At 60.8% G+C, this 18,472-nt stretch carries 20 protein-coding genes; 17 read left to right on the forward strand and 3 right to left on the reverse strand.

Going from position 1 to position 18,472, the window contains the following annotated elements; all coding sequences use genetic code 11:
* Nucleotides 1-34: 34 nt before the first annotated feature.
* The 6 genes from flhF (at nt 35) to GJ700_RS06745 (ending at nt 5,769) form a co-directional block, all read left to right on the forward strand.
* On the forward strand, nt 35-1,486 hold the full coding sequence (flhF, locus tag GJ700_RS06720; RefSeq protein WP_154371872.1) for a flagellar biosynthesis GTPase FlhF: 1,452 nt from the start codon (nt 35-37) through the stop codon (nt 1,484-1,486).
* A 41-nt stretch (nt 1,487-1,527) separates the two neighbouring features.
* Complete coding sequence (locus tag GJ700_RS06725; RefSeq protein ID WP_154371873.1) at nt 1,528-2,343, forward strand: MinD/ParA family ATP-binding protein; 816 nt, start codon at nt 1,528-1,530, stop codon at nt 2,341-2,343.
* Between the two features lie 62 nt (nt 2,344-2,405).
* Nucleotides 2,406-3,137 (forward strand): RNA polymerase sigma factor FliA, encoded by a 732-nt coding sequence (locus GJ700_RS06730; protein WP_154371874.1) that lies wholly within the window; start codon nt 2,406-2,408, stop codon nt 3,135-3,137.
* Nucleotides 3,119-3,865 (forward strand): flagellar motor protein, encoded by a 747-nt coding sequence (locus GJ700_RS06735; protein ID WP_154371875.1) that lies wholly within the window; start codon nt 3,119-3,121, stop codon nt 3,863-3,865. The genes GJ700_RS06730 and GJ700_RS06735 overlap by 19 nt, the downstream gene beginning before the upstream one ends.
* 1 nt (nt 3,866) lies before the next feature.
* A complete protein-coding gene (gene motD, locus GJ700_RS06740) occupies nt 3,867-4,655 on the forward strand; it encodes a flagellar motor protein MotD (RefSeq protein WP_154371876.1) in 789 nt (262 codons plus the stop codon).
* Nucleotides 4,656-4,857: 202 nt separating this feature from the next.
* Nucleotides 4,858-5,769: a sulfotransferase family protein gene (locus GJ700_RS06745; RefSeq protein WP_154371877.1), complete on the forward strand. Its 912-nt coding sequence runs from the start codon at nt 4,858-4,860 to the stop codon at nt 5,767-5,769.
* A 50-nt stretch (nt 5,770-5,819) separates the two neighbouring features.
* Here GJ700_RS06745 and GJ700_RS06750 read toward each other — a convergent pair whose 3' ends face one another.
* From GJ700_RS06750 to flgA, 3 genes are all read right to left on the reverse strand, one after another.
* A complete protein-coding gene (locus tag GJ700_RS06750; protein WP_154371878.1) occupies nt 5,820-6,287 on the reverse strand; it encodes a flagella synthesis protein FlgN in 468 nt (155 codons plus the stop codon).
* 8 nt (nt 6,288-6,295) lie between these two features.
* Nucleotides 6,296-6,604 (reverse strand): flagellar biosynthesis anti-sigma factor FlgM, encoded by a 309-nt coding sequence (gene flgM, locus GJ700_RS06755; protein WP_371867853.1) that lies wholly within the window; start codon nt 6,602-6,604, stop codon nt 6,296-6,298.
* A gap of 117 nt (nt 6,605-6,721) precedes the next feature.
* Nucleotides 6,722-7,453 carry a flagellar basal body P-ring formation chaperone FlgA gene (flgA, locus tag GJ700_RS06760; protein WP_229506839.1) on the reverse strand — a complete coding sequence of 244 codons (732 nt, stop codon included), beginning with the start codon at nt 7,451-7,453 and terminating at the stop codon, nt 6,722-6,724.
* Between the two features lie 201 nt (nt 7,454-7,654).
* Between flgA and flgB the strand changes: the two genes are divergently transcribed.
* The 11 genes from flgB (at nt 7,655) to flgL (ending at nt 18,406) form a co-directional block, all read left to right on the forward strand.
* Nucleotides 7,655-8,077, forward strand: a complete 423-nt coding sequence (gene flgB / locus GJ700_RS06765) for a flagellar basal body rod protein FlgB (RefSeq protein ID WP_154371879.1) — start codon at nt 7,655-7,657, stop codon at nt 8,075-8,077.
* Nucleotides 8,078-8,079: 2 nt separating this feature from the next.
* The gene (gene flgC / locus GJ700_RS06770) at nt 8,080-8,487 is read left to right on the forward strand and encodes a flagellar basal body rod protein FlgC (RefSeq protein WP_154371880.1); all 408 of its coding nucleotides are present in this window, start codon (nt 8,080-8,082) and stop codon (nt 8,485-8,487) included.
* A 2-nt stretch (nt 8,488-8,489) separates the two neighbouring features.
* Nucleotides 8,490-9,173 (forward strand): flagellar hook assembly protein FlgD, encoded by a 684-nt coding sequence (locus GJ700_RS06775; RefSeq protein WP_154371881.1) that lies wholly within the window; start codon nt 8,490-8,492, stop codon nt 9,171-9,173.
* Nucleotides 9,174-9,202: 29 nt separating this feature from the next.
* Nucleotides 9,203-10,762: a flagellar hook protein FlgE gene (locus tag GJ700_RS06780; RefSeq protein ID WP_154371882.1), complete on the forward strand. Its 1,560-nt coding sequence runs from the start codon at nt 9,203-9,205 to the stop codon at nt 10,760-10,762.
* 18 nt (nt 10,763-10,780) lie between these two features.
* Nucleotides 10,781-11,524 carry a flagellar basal-body rod protein FlgF gene (gene flgF, locus GJ700_RS06785; RefSeq protein WP_154371883.1) on the forward strand — a complete coding sequence of 248 codons (744 nt, stop codon included), beginning with the start codon at nt 10,781-10,783 and terminating at the stop codon, nt 11,522-11,524.
* A 52-nt stretch (nt 11,525-11,576) separates the two neighbouring features.
* Nucleotides 11,577-12,359, forward strand: a complete 783-nt coding sequence (gene flgG / locus GJ700_RS06790; protein WP_154371884.1) for a flagellar basal-body rod protein FlgG — start codon at nt 11,577-11,579, stop codon at nt 12,357-12,359.
* A 10-nt stretch (nt 12,360-12,369) separates the two neighbouring features.
* Entirely contained in the window at nt 12,370-13,023 is a 654-nt protein-coding gene (locus tag GJ700_RS06795; protein ID WP_371867854.1) for a flagellar basal body L-ring protein FlgH, read from the forward strand.
* 2 nt (nt 13,024-13,025) lie between these two features.
* On the forward strand, nt 13,026-14,129 hold the full coding sequence (locus GJ700_RS06800) for a flagellar basal body P-ring protein FlgI (protein WP_154371885.1): 1,104 nt from the start codon (nt 13,026-13,028) through the stop codon (nt 14,127-14,129).
* A 7-nt stretch (nt 14,130-14,136) separates the two neighbouring features.
* On the forward strand, nt 14,137-15,072 hold the full coding sequence (gene flgJ / locus GJ700_RS06805) for a flagellar assembly peptidoglycan hydrolase FlgJ (RefSeq protein ID WP_154371886.1): 936 nt from the start codon (nt 14,137-14,139) through the stop codon (nt 15,070-15,072).
* A 94-nt stretch (nt 15,073-15,166) separates the two neighbouring features.
* Nucleotides 15,167-17,134, forward strand: a complete 1,968-nt coding sequence (flgK, locus tag GJ700_RS06810) for a flagellar hook-associated protein FlgK (RefSeq protein WP_154371887.1) — start codon at nt 15,167-15,169, stop codon at nt 17,132-17,134.
* A 12-nt stretch (nt 17,135-17,146) separates the two neighbouring features.
* Nucleotides 17,147-18,406, forward strand: a complete 1,260-nt coding sequence (gene flgL / locus GJ700_RS06815; RefSeq protein ID WP_154371888.1) for a flagellar hook-associated protein FlgL — start codon at nt 17,147-17,149, stop codon at nt 18,404-18,406.
* The last annotated feature ends 66 nt before the right edge of the window (nt 18,407-18,472 follow it).

Genomic DNA, 18,472 nt, shown 5'->3' on the forward strand with positions numbered 1-18,472 from the left:
AACGCCGGGCCTGCCGAAAAACAGGGGAAAAGCCATGAACGTCAAAAAATTTACCGCACCAACGTCCCGTGAAGCGCTGCGCAAGGTGCGCGAAGCGCTGGGGCCGGATGCCGTGATCCTGTCGAACCGTCCAACCGATGGCGAAGTGGAAATCCTCGCCCTGGCCAATGACGATGCCGCTTCGCTGGCATCCCCCGCGGTGGATTCGCCGATGGGGCAGCCGGCCCCTTACCTGGATTTGCCGGAGGCGCCGATGGATGCCTTCGACGCCTTCGACAGCTACCAGGCGCGCGCCGCCGCCGCACCATTGGCCCCTGCCATGCCGGTGCGCCCAGCCGCCATGCGCCCGTCCGCGCCGGAAGCGATGCCGCGTCCGGCCGCCCGTCCGGTGGCGCCGGTGCAGCAGGCGCCGCGCCAGATGCCGGCGCAGCCGCAATACAGCGCGCCCGCCAAACCGGTCGCCCCGGCGCTGGACATGGAGCGCATCACGGCCATGGTGGCGGAAGCCGTCGCCGGCGCCAAAGCCAATGCGGCAGCGGAAATGAGCGTCATGATGAATGAACTGCGCGCCATGCGCGGCATGATGGAAACGCAACTGGCGGAAATCTCCTGGGGCTCGACCCAGCAGCGCGAACCGCAAAAAGCCGCTGTCCTGCGTGAAATGCTGGCGGCCGGCTTTTCCGCCAGCCTGGCGCGCTACCTGGTTGAAAAACTGCCGGCCGGCCGCGATGCCGCCGACAGCATGCGCTGGATTAAAACCGTCCTGACGCGCAACCTGTCCGCCATCACCAATGAAGACCAGTTGATCGAGCAGGGCGGCGTGTTCGCGCTGGTCGGCCCGACCGGCGTTGGCAAGACCACCAGCACCGCCAAGCTGGCGGCCCGTTGCGTGATGCGCCACGGCCCGGAAAAGCTGGCGCTGATCACCACCGATGCCTATCGTATCGGCGCGCACGAACAGTTGCGTATCTACGGCAAGATCCTCGGCGTGATGGTGCACTCCGTCAAGGATGAAGCGGACCTGCGTATCGCCCTGAAGGAATTGCGCAACAAGCACACCATCCTGATCGATACGGTCGGCATGAGCCAGCGCGACCACATGGTGGCGGAACAGATCGGCATGTTGCAAGGCTCCGACGTGCCCGTGAAACGCCTGCTGTGCCTGAACGCGACGTCGACCCAGGAAACCCTGAACGAAGTGGTGCGCGCCTACCAAGGCACTGGCCTGGCCGGTTGCATCATGACCAAGCTGGACGAAGCGGCGTCGATCGGCAATGTGCTCGACGTGGTGATCCGCCAGAAACTCAACATGTTTTATGTGTCGAATGGCCAGCGCGTGCCGGAAGACTTGCACCTGGCCGACCCGGCCCAGCTGGTCGAGCGCGCTTTCCGCCTGAAGCAGGGCGCCGCGGCCCAGTACCACGACAGCGATTTGCCGCTGCTGATGTCCGGCGCGCAGGATTTCCGCGAGGTGCACCTTGGCTAATGTGTGTGTTAACCGACTGAAATTGAAGTGCGAGGTGGCCCATGACCAGCTTTAATTTTGACCAGGCGGAGGGCCTGCGCCGCATGCTGGCGGGGCCGCGGCCCCGCATCGTGACGTTCCTGTCGGCCACGCCGCAGGATGACAAGGGTTCCATGCTGGTGAACCTGGGCGCGTCGCTGGCCCGCGCCGGCAATGACGTGTTGCTGGTCGATGCGTGCGCGTCGGCGCATGGCGTGGGTTCCCGCCTGGGCGTCGACAATGGCGCCAGCCTGCTGGATGTGGCCCGCCAGCAATGCGGCTTGAACCAGGTGATTTACCAGGTGCCGCAAGGCTTCGGTGTGGTATCGATGACACGCGGCGTGCGCAGCACGGGGCCGGATGAAACGCGCCGGTTGGCCAAGGCGTTCGACGTGCTGGCCAAACAGACCGGTATGGTGATTGTCGACGGAGAGTTCGACGGTACGGCCTTTCCCGTGCCTGTGATGGCCAGTTCCGAGATCGTGGTGCAGGTTTCCAACAGCGCGACGTCGATCACCAATGCCTACGCGATGATCAAGCGCCTGAACATGGAATTGGGCCGCCGGCCCTTCGGTATTCTGGTCACCGGCGCATCAGAGGCCGAAGCACGGGTGGTTTACGATAATATGGCGCAAGCGGCCAGTCGTTACCTGGCCGTAAATTTGGTTTCGATGGGATCAGTGCCTGCCGACGAGTATTTGCAGCGCGCCGCACGCCTGGGGCGCGCGGTGGTCGACGCATTTCCGCTGGCGGGCGCATCGGTTGCGTTCCGTGAGCTTGCCGGGCGCCTGGCGCTGGCTGGCTCGCATTCAGGCATGGCGGGGCGAATTAGCGCGTAGCGTCGCCCCGCAGCTGTAACCAGTGCTCGTTGCATGCAGAAAGAGAACAACTAAAAAGAGTTATGTACACGGTCAAAGGGAAAGCGGACAAAAATACGCTGCTGACGGAGCACATGCCGTTAGTCAAGCGTCTCGCCCATCATATGAAGGCGAAACTGCCGCCCAGCGTGGAAGTGGACGATCTCGTGCAGGCCGGTATGATCGGCTTGCTGGACGCGATCAACCGCTATGAAGAAACCCACGGCGCCCAGTTTGAGACCTATGCAGTGATGCGCATTCGCGGCGCCATGCTCGACGAGCTGCGCAACAGCGACTGGCTGCCGCGCTCGATGCGGCAGGACATGCGCAAGATTGAAAATGCCATGGCGGTGCTGCAACAGCGCCTGGGCCGTCCGCCGAGCGAATCGGAAGTGGCGAAGTCGCTGAAACTGTCGCTGGCGGATTACCAGGAAATGCTGTCCGAAGGCGGCGGCCACCAACTGGTGTATTACGAAGATTTCCACGACGACGACGGCAACGACAGCTTCCTCGACCGCTACCATTCGGACGAAGACGCCGATCCGTTGCGGGCGCTGCTCGACACCGACTTCCGCCAGGCCGTCATCGACGCCATCGACGCGCTGCCGCCGCGCGAAAAAATGCTGATGGGCCTGTATTACGAGGAAGAGTTGAATCTGAAGGAAATCGGCGCCGTCATGGGCGTTTCTGAATCACGCGTATCGCAATTGCATACGCAAGCGGTGGCACGCCTGCGTGCATCGCTCCGGGAGCAGGCATGGACTGGGCCAGCATAGCGGGCATTATTCTCGGGGTGGCCGGTGTCTTGATCGGCCAGGGCATGGAAGGGGGCAAGCTCAGTTCATTGTTGCAGCCGGCTGCCTTTGCCATTGTCGTGGTCGGCACATTGGGCGCCGTCCTGCTGCAAACCCGCCCCAAAACCTTTTCCCGTGGCATGCAGATGCTGCGCTGGGTTATCGCGCCGCCGGCCGACAGCCGCGCATCGCTGGCGCGCGATATCGCGGCCTGGAACAATTCCGCCAAGCGCGACGGCCATTTGTCGCTGGAGCGCTACATGCTGGCCTCCAAGGACAAGTTCAATGCGAAAGGCTTGCGCCTGATCGTCGACGGCATCAATCCCGACAAATTGCGCCAGTTGCTGGACACCGAAATCACGGCGTTTGAAACGGCGGAACGCCAGGCGGTGCGTATCTGGGAATCCGCCGCCGGCTATTCGCCGACCATCGGCATCCTGGGCGCCGTGCTGGGCCTGATCCAGGTGATGGAAAACCTGGCTGATCCGTCCCGCCTGGGCCCCGGCATCGCGATTGCGTTTGTCTCCACGATTTATGGCGTCGGATTGGCCAACCTGTTCTTTTATCCGATCGCCAACAAGCTGAAAAATATCGTCACGCAGCAAGTGCACCAGCAGGAAATCGCCGCCGCCGTGTTTTACGACATCGCCACCGGCGACCACAGCCGCGTGATCGACGAACGCATCGCCACCTTGCTGCGCGAGCACTGAGATGCAGCGCCGCGCCCGCCGCAAATTCGACGACGAACCGGAAAACCACGAACGGTGGCTGATTTCGTATTCGGATTTCATCACGTTGCTGTTCGCGTTCTTCGTTGTCATGTACGCAATTTCATCCGTCAACATCGGTAAATACAAAGTGTTTTCCGATGCGTTGGGCGATGCGTTCGGCGGCCAGGGTTCCGCCACGCCCATCAATACCGAAGTGCTGAACTTGCCGATTCCCAATCCCGCGCTGAAACGCCGCACGGAATTGCTGCGCAAGGAAAAAGAGCAGATGACCAAGCTGGCGCAGGATTTGTTGTCGACCATGGCGCCGCTGGTCAAGGAAGGCAAGGTGCGGGTGACGCAAAACAGCCGCGGCGTCAGTGTGGAAATCAATGCATCCGTGCTGTTCGAACCGGGGCAAGCCAGGCTGACGGCAGAGTCGCGCGAAGCGTTGACGGAAGTGGCGGGCATCCTGAAAAACGACCCTCACGCGGTGCAGGTGGAAGGGCATACCGATAACGTACCCATCAGTAACGCGAATTTCCCGTCCAACTGGGAATTATCGGCGGCCCGTGCGGGCGCCGTGGTGCGGCTGTTTATTGATGCAGGCGTGCCGCCGCCCCGCATGTCGGCGGTGGGCCATGCGGACAATATTCCGCTGGCGCCGAACAGCGAAGCGGAAGGGCGGGCGCGCAATCGGCGTGTGGCGGTGACCATACTTTCGGGGATGCCGGATCCCTCGACCGAAGTGCCGACGGGGCCAGTGCCGCCAGCGCAAACGCCGACACCGTAAAGAGCGCACTTCTTTGCGCCATATTTGCGGTTTAATCTGTTATCACAACAATGACTTCATTCCTTGAGGGACGTATTTTCTCTCGGCATCCGCGCCTTTTCATGTCATTCGCTGCCGGAGCAATTGGATCTCCAGCCTATCCCTGTTCGTTTGTTTTCCTGTTTCTACGTTGGCATAATTGCCATTTATTTCTGGAGTAGATATGACTCGCCCTGAACCGATGGCGGCACCAAGTTGTGAACATAGTTTTTTTCAAAAAATCATGCAATGGCCGGCCCTTGTTGCAGCGCATTTTGGAAAAAAAACCGTGCCTGTGGTGAAGGAAACCCAAATTCAACCGCCCGCCGGTTTGGAGTGTGTCTTCGTCAGTGGTGTCATGCGCAGCGGAACGACATTGCTGCAGCGGGTTGTAGCGCATTCGCTGGATTCACAATACATTCGCGAAGAGTCCACATTACGGATACCGATCGAATCCTTTCAGGTGCTGGAGCAATACCAGGCATTTGAACCGATTGGCCGAGCTGCCTATGTCGAGCAGTACCAAACCTTCCTTTCAGGCTTGCTCCATGCGATAAGGCGCGAAATCAACGGTGGGACACTGGTGCTGAAGGACCCGCTCGCGCTCAAATCAATACCGACATTCATCGAACTGATGCCCAGGACAAAATTCATCATTTCTATCCGTAATCCAATGTCGACGGCCGCCTCGATTTACAGGGTCAGGAACCGCCAGCGACAACAGGGAAAGCAATCTTTTATTACGCCGATGGATTTTGGTGACATTGTTGAATACATTGCCAGGCTATGTGAGGTCATCATTGCTGTGCATGAAAAAGACAATGTTTGTCTCGTGAAATATGAGGAACTGATTGGGCACAACCCTGCTGTGCTCAAACAATTAAGCAGTTTTATCGGCGCAAGAGTCAAACTGAATCCTCCGGATGACTCCTTTGCATATGATGCCGATCATGCATTCTGGACACCGGAATCGGGACAGGATATAAAAAATACCAGCCTCGATAAGTATCGAAGCGAATTGTCAGTGGAGGAGAAGGCTCTGGTAGCAGCCAAACTGGCGCGTTTCAACACGATGTTTGGATACACTGCTGAATAAGCTGCCGCGAAGTAGTCTGCGCTCAGGACGCCGGCACAGGGGCGCCCGCATCAGCCCGCCACAAACCCCCGTCGCGTCGCCGTGCTGGTGGTCTGCCCCGTCGGCCCATACATGTTTGGCGCAGGGCTTTGCGGGCGCAGCGCTTGCAGCGCGCCTTGCGTGTGATTGAGGTGTTTGTTGATCAGCGCACCGTTAATACGGTTCAATTCCTTGGCTTCGCGCGTCAGATCCAGCACTTGCTGCCAGAATTGCTGTGCGCCGGCATCGCCGCTGGCGGCCAGCCACGCTTCCATGCCGGCTTCTTCCGGTTTGAATCCTGCCGCACCCAGCGCGCTGTGGCGCTGGCTGGCCAGTATGGCCATGTCGTTGACCAAAGCGGATTTGGTCGGGGTGAGGGCGGTTAAGGCATCGATATCCGCTGAAATCAGGCATTGCTGTTCCTGTTTCAGTACTTCCAGCAGGGAAGTAATGACGCGCTGCTCTTCGCGCAGGCTGTCCATCGGCGATACCGTTTGCATTGTGTTACCTATCTTTTACGAGAGTGCAGCAAATCTTTCACTGTTTCCAGCAAGCCATCCGCCACTTTTTCAGAATTGACCTGGAACTTGCCACTGGCAATGGCTTCCTTGATCCGGTCGACCTTTTGCGTATCAAACACGCCGCTGCTGCCGCCGGCGCCGCTCGCCGCCATGGCCTGGCCCTGCGAGGACAGGCGGACACTGTCAGTGGCGACCGGGGTGGTCGCGGCTTTTTCCGCACTGCGCGCATTATTCGCCGACGCCGGGGACGACGACGGTAAACCTGGCGTGCCCTTAAGTGTGTCGTTAATTTTCACAGCATCATCCTCATCTGGTTGGAGTGTGACACTCCGGGGTATGAGTCTCTAACGGCACAACTTGATGAAACTTTAGCTTACCTTTGAGCAATTTTTTCTCATAACCCTTTGGCGCTTTTAAAACGCCACTTCCACCAGCCCTCCTGCCCGGGCAATGCCCGTCACTTGCGATCCGTTGGCCGTCCGGACGGCCACCATTTGTCCTTCCGACGCCGTTGCCACCGCCCGCGCCTCGGACGACACGCGGAAACTGGCATTGCCCGACACCAGTTTCACCAGTTGCCCCGACTGCACCACCGGCTTGCTGCGCAAGGTATCCAACCGCAACGGCGTACCCGCCGCCAGGGAAACATTACTGCTGCGGCCAATCACTTGGCCAACGTCCGTGGCGACGCCGGCCGGCAACGTGGTCAGGTCGCCCCGCACCATCGCCAGTTGCGTCGCTTCGATGGGCTGACCCTGCGCCAGCGGTACCGCGCTGGCCACGTAGTCGGCTTGCACCGAGACGTTCGCTTGAATATACACCGTCCATGCGGACGGGGACGCACACCGTACGCCCACCGTGGTCTTGCCCCACGCGCGCGCGCCCGGCATGAAGAAAGCTTGCGGCTGCGGGCACGATGCCAGCGACATGCGCTGGTCGATCGGACCGACCGCCACGCTGACCTGGCCTGCCATGCCGGCGACCTGGCTTTGCAGGAATTGCTCGACAGTTAATTTCAACTGGTTCAAGTCCTGGCGCGCGGGTTGCTGCGCGAGCGCGGTTGCACTGGCCAGGGCGAGGGCGGCGAATAACGTAGGGCGGTTTGGCGTCAGCCAAGCCGCCATGCCAGCGCTATCGGGTCGCATGCAATGGCGGCTTGCGCGTCGCGCAAACCGCCCTACGGGAATAGAAGGCAGTTTCATAAGGCACCTCTTTGAATGCTGCCATGATAGGCCCCGGCTGCGAATCCCAAGCGTTGAATAAGGCCCCAAAAGCCGGGCTTATCGTTCGATCGTGTTTCACAGTGGCTGGTTAAGATGGCTCCCATCACTGATGGAGAATTCGCGATGTTAGGGAAACTGGACGATTACCTGCGCTTTAATGAGACGGCACTGAGCCTGCGCTCGCAACGCCAGACCGTGCTGGCGTCAAACATCGCGAATGCGGATACGCCGAACTACAAGGCGCGCGATTTTGATTTCAGCGCCGCGCTGAAAGGGGCGATGGACCGCAACGGCGGTGCACAGCAAGCGCTGAAGACCACGGCTGCCAAACATTACCCGAATCCGGCGCAGGCCGGCATGCTGCTGCCGGACGGCACCGCCCTGCAATACCGTGGCACCGTGCAGGGCGCCGTCGACGGGAATACCGTGGATATGGACGTGGAGCGCAATCAGTTTGCCGACAATGGACTGCGCTACGAAGCGGGCATCACGCTGATCAACTCGCAAATCAAGGGCTTGATGACGGCAATCCAGGGAGGCCAGTAATCATGTCGCTGTTTAATATCTTCAATGTTTCCGGTTCGGCCATGAGCGCCCAGGCGCAGCGGCTGAACGTGGTGGCGAGTAACCTGGCCAACGCGGACAGCGCCACCAGCGCCAGCGGCGAAGCGTACCGCGCCAAGCAGGTGGTATTCGAAGCGCAGCCGTCGCAAAGCAATGGCGCCGCCACCAGCGTCAAGGTGCAGCGCGTGATCGAAGATCCGTCGCCGCTCAAGCAAATCTACGATCCCAAGCATCCGCTGGCCGACGACAAGGGCTATGTCACGATGCCCAACGTCAGCGTGGTCGATGAAATGGTCAACATGCTGTCGGCATCGCGTTCGTACCAGACCAACGTGGAAACCATGAATGCAGCCAAGACCATGCTGCTGAAGACTTTAACGATCGGGCAATAATCATGAGCATCACTAACACTGCCGCTGCCGCCGGCCCATCCGAAGCCCTGCTGAACAGCGTCAATCCGAAGAAAGCCACGGCGACCGACAGCGTGACCGCCGAGCAGGACAAGTTCATGACCTTGCTGGTCACGCAGCTGAAAAACCAGGACCCGATGAACCCGCTGGACAATGCCGCCGTCACCAGCCAGTTCGCGCAACTGTCCACGGTGACGGGCGTGAACAAATTGAACGACACGCTGGAATCGCTGAAAGCCAGCTATAAATCGTCGGAAAGCCTGCAAGCGACCAGCCTGATCAACCACGGCGTCCTGTCCGCCGGCAAGACCATCAATGTCAGCGAAGGCAAGGGCATTTACGGGATCGACCTGGCCACGGCGGCGGACAGCGTCGACGTGCAAATCTTCAGTCCGGCCGGCAAGCTGGTCAAAACCGTCAGCCTGGGCGCGTCCGAAGCCGGCACCGCGCCGTTGGCATGGGATGGCAAGATGGATGATGGCGCCACGGCGCCCGATGGCAAGTACAGCTTCTCCGTCACCGCCAAGCGCGGCGGCGAAGCGTTGAAGGACGCGACCGCGCTGTCCTTCAATGTGATTCAAAGCGTCTCGACCGGCTCGGCCGGCGTCAAGCTGAACCTGCCCACGGGCGCGCAGCTGACGATGGACGACATCAAACAAATTCTGTAATTCTGTAACCCACACCACCAGGGGATATCATGTTCCAGCAAGGACTCAGCGGCCTGAACGCCGCAGCAAAAACGCTCGACGTTATCGGCAACAACATCGCCAACTCGGCCACGGTGGGGTTCAAGCAATCGCAGGCGCAGTTTGCCGACTTGTATGCGAATTCGCTGAACGGCGTGTCGGGCAATAATGCCGGTATCGGTGTGTCCGTGTCGCGCCTGGCGCAGCAATTCACGCAGGGTAATATCGAAACCACCAATAACCCGCTGGACATCTCCATCAACGGCGGCGGCTTCTTCCGCCTGACCACGCCGACGGGCGCCGTGCAATACAGCCGTAACGGCCAGTTCCTGCTGGATAAAAACGGCTTCATTACGAATGCGCAGGGCAACTTCCTGTCCGGTTACCAGTCGAACAAGGATGGCGTGATCCTGCAAGGCGCGCCGGACCCGATCAAGATCGATTCGTCGGACCTGGTGCCGGTCGCCACGACGAAAGCCAACTTCGAGCTGAACCTGGACTCGCGCAGCCTGGTGCCGGCCAAGGTGCCGTTCGATGCGCTGGACCCGCTGACGTACAACAAGCAGACCGTGCTGGACGTGTTCGACAGCCTGGGTAATCCGCACGTGCTGTCCACCTATTATGTGAAGACGGCCGCGAATACGTGGGACGTCTATGTCGGCAGTGACGGCCGCGAACGTTCGGCCGCGCTGGTGGCGGCCTCCGTCAATAATGACGGCAATGTGGATGCGGCACGCACCGCGTACCAGGCCGCGCTGCAGACCGGCGATGCCGCGGCGATTGCCCAGGCCAACCTGGACTTTGCGCAGGCCGCCGGCGACGCCATGCTGAACGCCATGAATGATTTGCCGAATACTGTGGGCGTAACGGCTACCCAGGCGCAGATCGATACGCTGACGGCTGCCTATAACGGCGCCACTAACGTCGGTGCGATTGTCGGTACCAACCCCGATGAAATCATGCGCAAGCTGGGCGACGCCGTCAGCGCGCCGGGCCGGAAAGTGTCGACCCTGATCTTCGACGAGCAGGGCGCGCTGAATACCACGGCGATGACCAACCTGGATCCAACCAACACGCTGCCGTTCAGCATTACCTTGCCGATCTTCCCGGACACAGGTTCGGTCGAACCATTGACGATCCAGACCAATTTCGTCGGTACCACGCAATACGGCATCAGCACCAGTGAAAAAGCCTCCACGCAAGATGGTTACTCGTCCGGCCACCTGGAACGCTTTGCCGCGGGTTCGGATGGCGTGATCCTTGGCCAGTACAGCAACGGTAAATCCCGTCCGCTGGGCCAGATCGTGCTGGCCAACTTCACCAGTGTCGATGGCCTGACGCCGCTTGGCAACAATGCTTGGGTGGAAAGCTCGGCATCCGGTCCGGCGCAGATCGGCGCGCCGAACACGGGCACCATGGGCTCGCTGCGTTCGTCGTCGGTGGAATCGTCGAACGTGGACTTGACGGCCGAACTGGTCAACATGATCACGGCGCAGCGCGTCTACCAGGCCAATGCGCAAACCATCAAGACGCAGGACCAGGTGTTGCAGACCCTCGTGAACCTGCGTTAATAGCTGAAAGGGCAAGCCATGGATAAGCTGATCTATACCGCCATGACCGGCGCGCGTCACTTGCTGGAACAGCAGGCGACCGTGTCGAACAACCTGGCCAACGTCAGCACCACGGGCTTCCGCGCCCAGCTCGATTCGTTCCGCGCCGTGCCGGTGCAGTCGGATGGCCTGGCGACCCGTACCTTCGTGGTCGACAACACGGTTGGCGCGGATTTCCGCGCCGGCCCCATCATGACCACCGGCCGCGCGCTCGACGTGGCGGTGCGGGGCGACGGCTGGATTGCCGTGCAGGGCGCCGACGGCTCCGAAGCATACACGCGCAACGGCAGTTTCAAGGTCAGTGAAAACGGCTTGCTGCAAACCACCAGCGGCCAGACCATCCAGGGCGAGGGCGGTCCCATCGCGATCCCGCCCGATTCGGACATCGCGATTGCCGGCGACGGCACCGTCAGCGTCATCAGCACCGGGCAAACGCAGCCCGGCCCGGCCAATATCCTGGGCCGTATCAAGCTGGTGAATCCGCCCGCGCGGGAATTGACGCGCGGCGCCGATGGCCTGTTCCGCCAGGGTTCCGGCCAGCCGGCGGATTTCGATCCCCGGGTCAGCCTGGTCAGCGGCGCGCTGGAAGGCAGCAACGTCAGCGCCGTCGATTCCATGGTCAACATGATCCAGCTGGGGCGCGCGTTTGAAATGCAGATGAGCCTGATGAAGAATGCCGAGAATAACGCGGCGAAAGCCACCCAGATCCTCGCTTTGACTTGACGTTGTTCCCTCCATAATGGTGGTGTGGTAAAGCCTATGAGAGGGGAACATCATGATACGTTCGCTGTGGATCGCCAAAACCGGCATGGAAGCGCAGCAGACGCAAATGGACACGGTTGCCAACAACCTGGCCAACGTCAGCACCAACGGCTTCAAAAAATCCCGCGCCGTGTTCGAAGACTTGCTGTACCAAAACGTACGGCAACCGGGCGCGCAATCGTCGCAACAAACCAACCTGCCGTCCGGCATGCAGATCGGCACCGGCGTGCGTCCTGTCGCGATCGAACGTATCTTCACCCAGGGCAATCCGCAAGCCACGGGCAACGATAAAGACTTGATGGTCAACGGTAACGGCTTCTTCAACGTGCTGTTGCCGGACGGGACCACCGCTTATACGCGCGACGGTTCGTTCCAGCGCGATGCCAACGGCCAGATGGTGACGTCCAGCGGCTTCGTGCTGCAGCCGGCCATCACCATCCCCATCAATGCGCAAAGCATCACGGTCGGCCGCGACGGCACCGTGTCCGTGACGCTGCCGGGCCAGACCGCCGCGCAGCAGATCGGCAGCATCCAGCTGTCCACCTTCATCAATCCGACCGGCCTCGAATCGAAAGGTGAAAACCTGTACGTCGAGACGGGCGCGTCGGGCGCCGCGCAAGCCAATACGCCCGGCACCAATGGCACCGGCGTGATCCTGCAAGGCTACGTGGAAACGTCGAACGTCAACGTGGTCGAGGAAATGGTCAACATGATCCAGACCCAGCGCGCGTACGAGATCAACAGCAAGGCCATTACCACGTCCGACCAGATGCTGGCCAAGCTGGCGCAACTGTAAGGGGTAAGCCATGACCCGCATGCTCTTTCCTGTTGCCGCCATGCTGGCGCTGGCCGCCTGCGGCACCACGCCCACGTCCATCGTGCAGCAGCCGACCACGGCCCGGCCATTGACGATGGCGCAAATGCAGGCGCCCACCAATGGCGCCATCTTCCAGCAGCAATCGTACCGTCCGCATTTCGAAGACCGCCGCGCGCGCCACGTGGGCGACGTCCTCAATCTCGTCATCACGGAAAAGACCGCCGCCGTGAAAGCGGGCGCCACGTCCGGCAGCAAGTCCGGCAGCATGGCCTTTGCCGTGCCGGGGCCGCTGGTCGGCAACCTGGGCGCCAACGTGTCCACCAGCGGTTCCAGCAAGTTCGCCGATGCGGACAACCAGAGCGCCAGCAACACCTTTACCGGCAACATGGGCGTGACGGTGGTGGAAGTGCTGCCGAACGGGAACCTGATCGTGGCCGGTGAAAAGCAGATCGCCATGAACAAGGGGACCGAATTCATCCGCTTCTCCGGCATGGTGAACCCGGATTCCATCACGACCGGCAACAGCGTGCTGTCGACCGCCGTGGCCGACGCCCGCGTCGAATACCGCACCAACAGCAAGATCGACCGCGCGGAAATGAATTCCATGGTGTCGCGCTTCTTCCTCAGCCTGTTGCCATTCTGATCATGAAGAACATTATTCAAACCCTGTTCCTGGCCGTGCTGCTGGCATGCGCTCCCGCCAGTCATGCGGAACGCATCAAGGACCTGGCCAATATCGCCGGCGTGCGCAGCAACCAGTTGATGGGCTATGGCCTCGTGATCGGCCTGGACGGCACGGGCGACCAGACCACGCAAACGCCGTTCACCGTACAGACCATTGCATCGATGCTGCAACAGATGGGCATCACGTTGCCGTCGGCATCGAGCCTGCAATTGAAAAACGTGGCGGCCGTGATGGTGACGGCGTCGCTGCCACCGTTCGCCCAGCCGGGCCAGTTGCTGGACGTGACGGTATCGTCGATGGGCAACGCGAAAAGCCTGCGTGGCGGGACCTTGCTGATGACGCCGCTGAAAGGCGCCGATGGCCAGGTGTACGGCATGGCGCAGGGCAATATCCTGGTGGGTGGTGTCGGTGCGCAGTCGGGCGGCAGTTCCGTGGTGGTGAACCACCTGTCGGTGGGCCGCATTTCCGGCGGCGCCACGGTGGAACGCGCGGTCGCATCGAACGTGGGCGAAAACAACATGATTCGCCTGGAGTTGAAGGAAACGGATTTCGCCACCGCCAGCCGCGTGGTGGAAGCCATCAACGACAAGTATGGCGCCGGCATTGCCTACGCGCTGGATGGCCGTGTGATCCGCGTGCAGGCGCCGTCGTCGTCGGACTTGCGCGTGTCGTTTATCGGCGCGCTGGAAGCGATGGACGTGAACCCGGCCAAACAGGCGGCCAAGGTCATCATGAATGCCCGTACCGGCTCGGTGGTGATGAACCAGGCGGTGACCTTGGAAACCTGCGCGATTTCGCACGGCAACCTGTCCGTCTCCGTCAGCACGGACCCGCAAGTGAGCCAGCCCAATGCCTTGTCGGCCGGCCAGACCGTGGTGACGCAAAACAGCCAGATCGATATCAAAAAAGACAGCGGCAAGGTCATGATGGTCAACGGCGGCGCTTCGCTGGCCGATGTCGTCAAGGCACTGAACGCAATCGGCGCCACGCCGCAGGATTTGCTGGCCATCCTGCAAGCGATGAAGAGCGCGGGCGCATTGCGCGCCGAACTGGAAATCATCTGAGGCCGCCATGATCCGTCAAAGTCCCGTATCCACCGACCTGTCCGCCACGCTGGCGTCCGATGTCAAGGGCATGGGCGCGCTGCGCCAGCAAGCCAAGGAGGGCTCGCCGGAAGCCCTGAAAGGCGCAGCGAAGCAGTTTGAATCCATGTTCCTCAACATGGTGATGAAAAGCATGCGCGACGCCACGCCGCAAGACGGCATGATGGACAGCCAGCAAACCAAGACGTTCACGGCCATGCTGGATCAGCAAACCAGCCAGAACCTGGCCAACAAAGGCATGGGCCTGGCCGATGTGCTGGTGCGCCAGTTGTCGCAATCGCAAAACGCGCAGGCGCTGAAGCTGGGCGATGAAAGCGCGCTGACAGGACTGGACGGCACGTCCGCGCTGGCCGCGCAGCGCTTGCAAAAAGCATTGGAGGCGGTGGGCGGCCCTGCGGCGAAAACAGCGCTCACACCGGAACAGGAAGCCGCCCGCGCCAACCAGGCGCCCCACGTGCGCGCCTTCCAGGACAAGTTGGGCAGCCATGCCGATGAAGCATCGAAAACCACCGGCATCCCGGCCAAGTTCATGCTGGGCCAGGCCGCGCTGGAAAGCGGCTGGGGCCGCCGTGAAATCAGGGGCCGCGACGGCACCAACAGCCACAACCTGTTCGGCATCAAGGCCGGTTCCGAATGGAAAGGCAAGACCGTGCAGGCGGTCACGACGGAATACGTCAACGGCGTCGCGCAACGCAAAGTCGAACGTTTCCGCGCCTATGACACCTATGCGGACAGTTTCAAGGATTATGCGAAATTGCTGAGCAATAACCCGCGCTATGAAAAAGTGCTGGCCAGCGCCGGCGACGCCACCAAGTTTGCACAAGGCTTGCAGCGCGCCGGCTATGCGACCGACCCGAATTACGCTGCCAAGTTGACAAGTATTATCAAACGGTCACTGGTTTGACCTGTCGTCGCGCGCACCGTAACGACAGGCAATTTCAAGTTTTGGCGCAGCCTGCCGTAGACTACACAGATCAAGCAAAAAAGCACACTTCATCATGAGTATCCTCAGCGTAGGTAAAACGGGTTTAATGGCGGCGCAGATCGGTCTGTCCACGACCGGGCACAACATCGCCAATGCCAACGTGGAAGGTTACAGCCGGCAGACGGTGTTGCAGGGAAATGCGCAGCCGGAAGCGACCGGCGGCTTCTTCCTCGGCACGGGTACCACCGTGACGGCCATCGTGCGCCAGTATGATGATTTCCTCAACAAAACCCTAATGAATGCCCAGTCGACCCAGGCTGAGCAAAACGGTTATTTTCAGCAAATCAGCCAGATCGACAACTTGCTGGCCGATTCCACGTCCGGCCTGACGCCGGCGCTGCAGGATTTCTTCAAGGGCGTGCAGGATGCCGCGTCCAATCCCGCCACCGATGCGTCGCGCAGCGCGCTGCTGTCGACCGCCAATACGCTGGCGGGCCGCTTCCACAGCATGAGCGAGCGCCTGACGGAAATCGGCGAGGGCGTCAACGCGGAAGTGTCGACCACTGTTAGCCAGATCAATTCGTATGGCTCCAAGATTGCCCAGTTGAATAACGATATTGCCGGCATGTCCGCCGATGCGTCGCGCATGCCGAATGACTTGCTGGACCAGCGCGATCAGCTGATCCGCGAATTGAACAAGCTGGTCAAGGTCAATGTGGAAAAGGGCGCCAGCAATACGTTGACCGTGTCGATCGGCACCGGCCAGCCGCTGGTGATCGGCAACCGCAGTTACCAGCTGGCTACGCAGACGTCGCTGTCGGACGTGAACAAGCTGTCGATCGGCTATGTCGCCGGCGACAAAATTTCCACCTTGCCGGACACGGCCCTGACGGGCGGCGGCACCTTGGGCGCCTTGCTGAAATTCCGTAGCGAATCGTTGGACCAGGCCCAGGCGCAACTGGGACAGGTGGCCGCCGGCATCGCGGCTGCCTTCAATGCCCAGCACAAGCTGGGGCAGGACCGGAATGGCGACATTGGCGGTAATTTCTTTAAAGATATTGAAGTCGGTGTCGGCGTCGACAAGCGTAACTCGCCGCTGAGTACGGCAAAAGTCACGGGTATCGTCAAGGATGCCAGTGCGCTGACCACCAGCACCTATGACTTGAATTACGACGGCACCAACCTGTTCCTGAAGCGCCAGTCCGATGGCCAGTCGACCATTATTTCGCCATTCCCGCAAACGGAACCGCAAATGATCGACGGTGTCGAATACACGATCACCGGCATCCCGCAGACTGGCGACCACTTTGAAATCAAGCCGACGATGAATGCGGCATCCGACATCGGCGTGGCGCTGACGGACGTCGGTAAGATTGCGCTGGCCGCCCCGGTCACCACCAATGCGCCACTGACCAATACCGGCAATGGCAAGATCAGCGCCGGTTCCGTCGATGCGGCCTTCCTCGATCCCGCCAATACGCTGAATGGCACGGTGACCTTGACGTACGACCAGGCCGCCGGCGGCTTCACGGGTTTCCCGGCGGCGCAGGATGTGGTGGTAAAGGGCGTCAATGGCGCGTCGACCACTTATCCTGCCGGCACCACACCGATTCCCTATACCGATGGCGATACCTTCACCTTTGGCGGCATCAGTGTGGCGATCTCTGGAACGCCGGGCAACAACGATACGTTTGCCGTGACGGCCCCGAACGCGGGCGGTACCAAGGACAACCGCAATGGCGCGCTGCTGGCCGCCTTGCAAACCAAGACAGTGTTGAATAACGGGAAGACCACGTTCCAGAGCGGCTATGCCGCCATGGTCAACGCGGTCGGCAACAAGGCGCGCGAAGTGCAGATCGGCGGGCTGGCGGCGGATTCCGCCGCGGAGCAAGCCACCAATGCGTACCAGAGCGTGGTGGGCGTGAACCTGGATGAGGAAGCGGCGGAATTGCTGCGCTACCAGCAGGCTTACCAGGCGGCCGGCAAGGTGATGCAGATCGCCAGCCAGCTGTTCGACGTGCTGGTATCGCTGGGCCGCTAAGGAGTATTAGTCATGATCATGCGCATCAGCACCAAGACGATTTTCGACCACGGCAAGAGCCAGTTGTCGTCGCTGCAAACGAATATGTCGAAGATCCAGCAACAGCTGGCCACCGGCCGCAAGAACCTGGCGCCGTCGGACGACCCGATCGCCACGGCGCGCGCGCTGGAAATCACGCAATCGCAGTCGGTCAATACGCAACTGGTGACTAACCGCCAGAATGCCCGTTCCTCGCTGTCGCAGGAGGAAGTCGCGCTGGCGTCCACCACCTCGCTGCTGCAGGACATCAAGACGCTGGCGGTCAACGGCGGCAATGGCTCGATGACGAACCAGGACCGGGAAATGATCGCGGTGGAACTGGAAGCCCGCATGTCGGACCTGCTGGGCGTGGCCAACACGGCCGACGGCGCCGGCGGCTATTTGTTCTCCGGCTACAAGGACAGTGTGCCGTTCGCCAAGACGTCGACCGGTGCGATCTACCAGGGCGACCAGGGCGAACGTTCGCTGCAGGTGGGTTCGACCCGGACCCTGGCCATCAGCGATTCCGGCTCGTCGATCTTTGAAAACAATATTACTGGCAACGGGACCTTTAAAACCGGCGCCGATCCGGCCAACGCGACGCGCGGCGGCAGCGGTATTATTTCGCCCGGTTCCGTGACCAATGCCAATGCCATCACGGACCACCAGTACGAAATCAATTTCAGCGTGACGCCGGGTTCGCCCGGCATCCCGGCCGTGACCACGTACACGGTGACGGATCTGACCCTGGGCCAGCCGGTGCCGCCCAACCCGGTTCCGCCGGACCCGATTCCGTACAAGAGCGGTGAAACCATCGCGTTTGACGGGCTGCAATTCGAAATCCACGGCAATCCGGCGGACCTGGACAAGTTCACCGTCAACCCCAGCGATAAGAAATCCGTGTTCGAGACCGTGCAGGACGTGATCAATGCGCTGCGCTCCGACGCCACGGGCGAAGTGGGGCAGGCCAAGCTGAATAACCTGCTCAACTCCGCCAACGCCAACCTGGACAACGCGATCGACAACGTGCTGTCGGTGCGGGCCTCCGTGGGGGCGCGGCTGAAGGAAATGGATTACCTGGACAGCGCGGGTGAAGATTTGAATATCCAGTATGCGTCCACGTTGTCGGACTTGCAGGACATCGACACCATCACCGCCATCTCGAATTTCACGCAGCAGCAAATCAGCCTGGAGGCGGCGCAGAAGTCGTATAAGACACTGACCAGCCTGTCGCTGTTTAACTTCATCGGCTGATTACTGCCCGCCTGAAACGCAAACGCCCGGTGCACTGACAAAGTGCGCCGGGCGTTTTGCGTTGCT

Source organism: Pseudoduganella rivuli, assembly GCF_009674485.1.
Lineage (GTDB): Bacteria > Pseudomonadota > Gammaproteobacteria > Burkholderiales > Burkholderiaceae_D > Rugamonas > Rugamonas rivuli_B.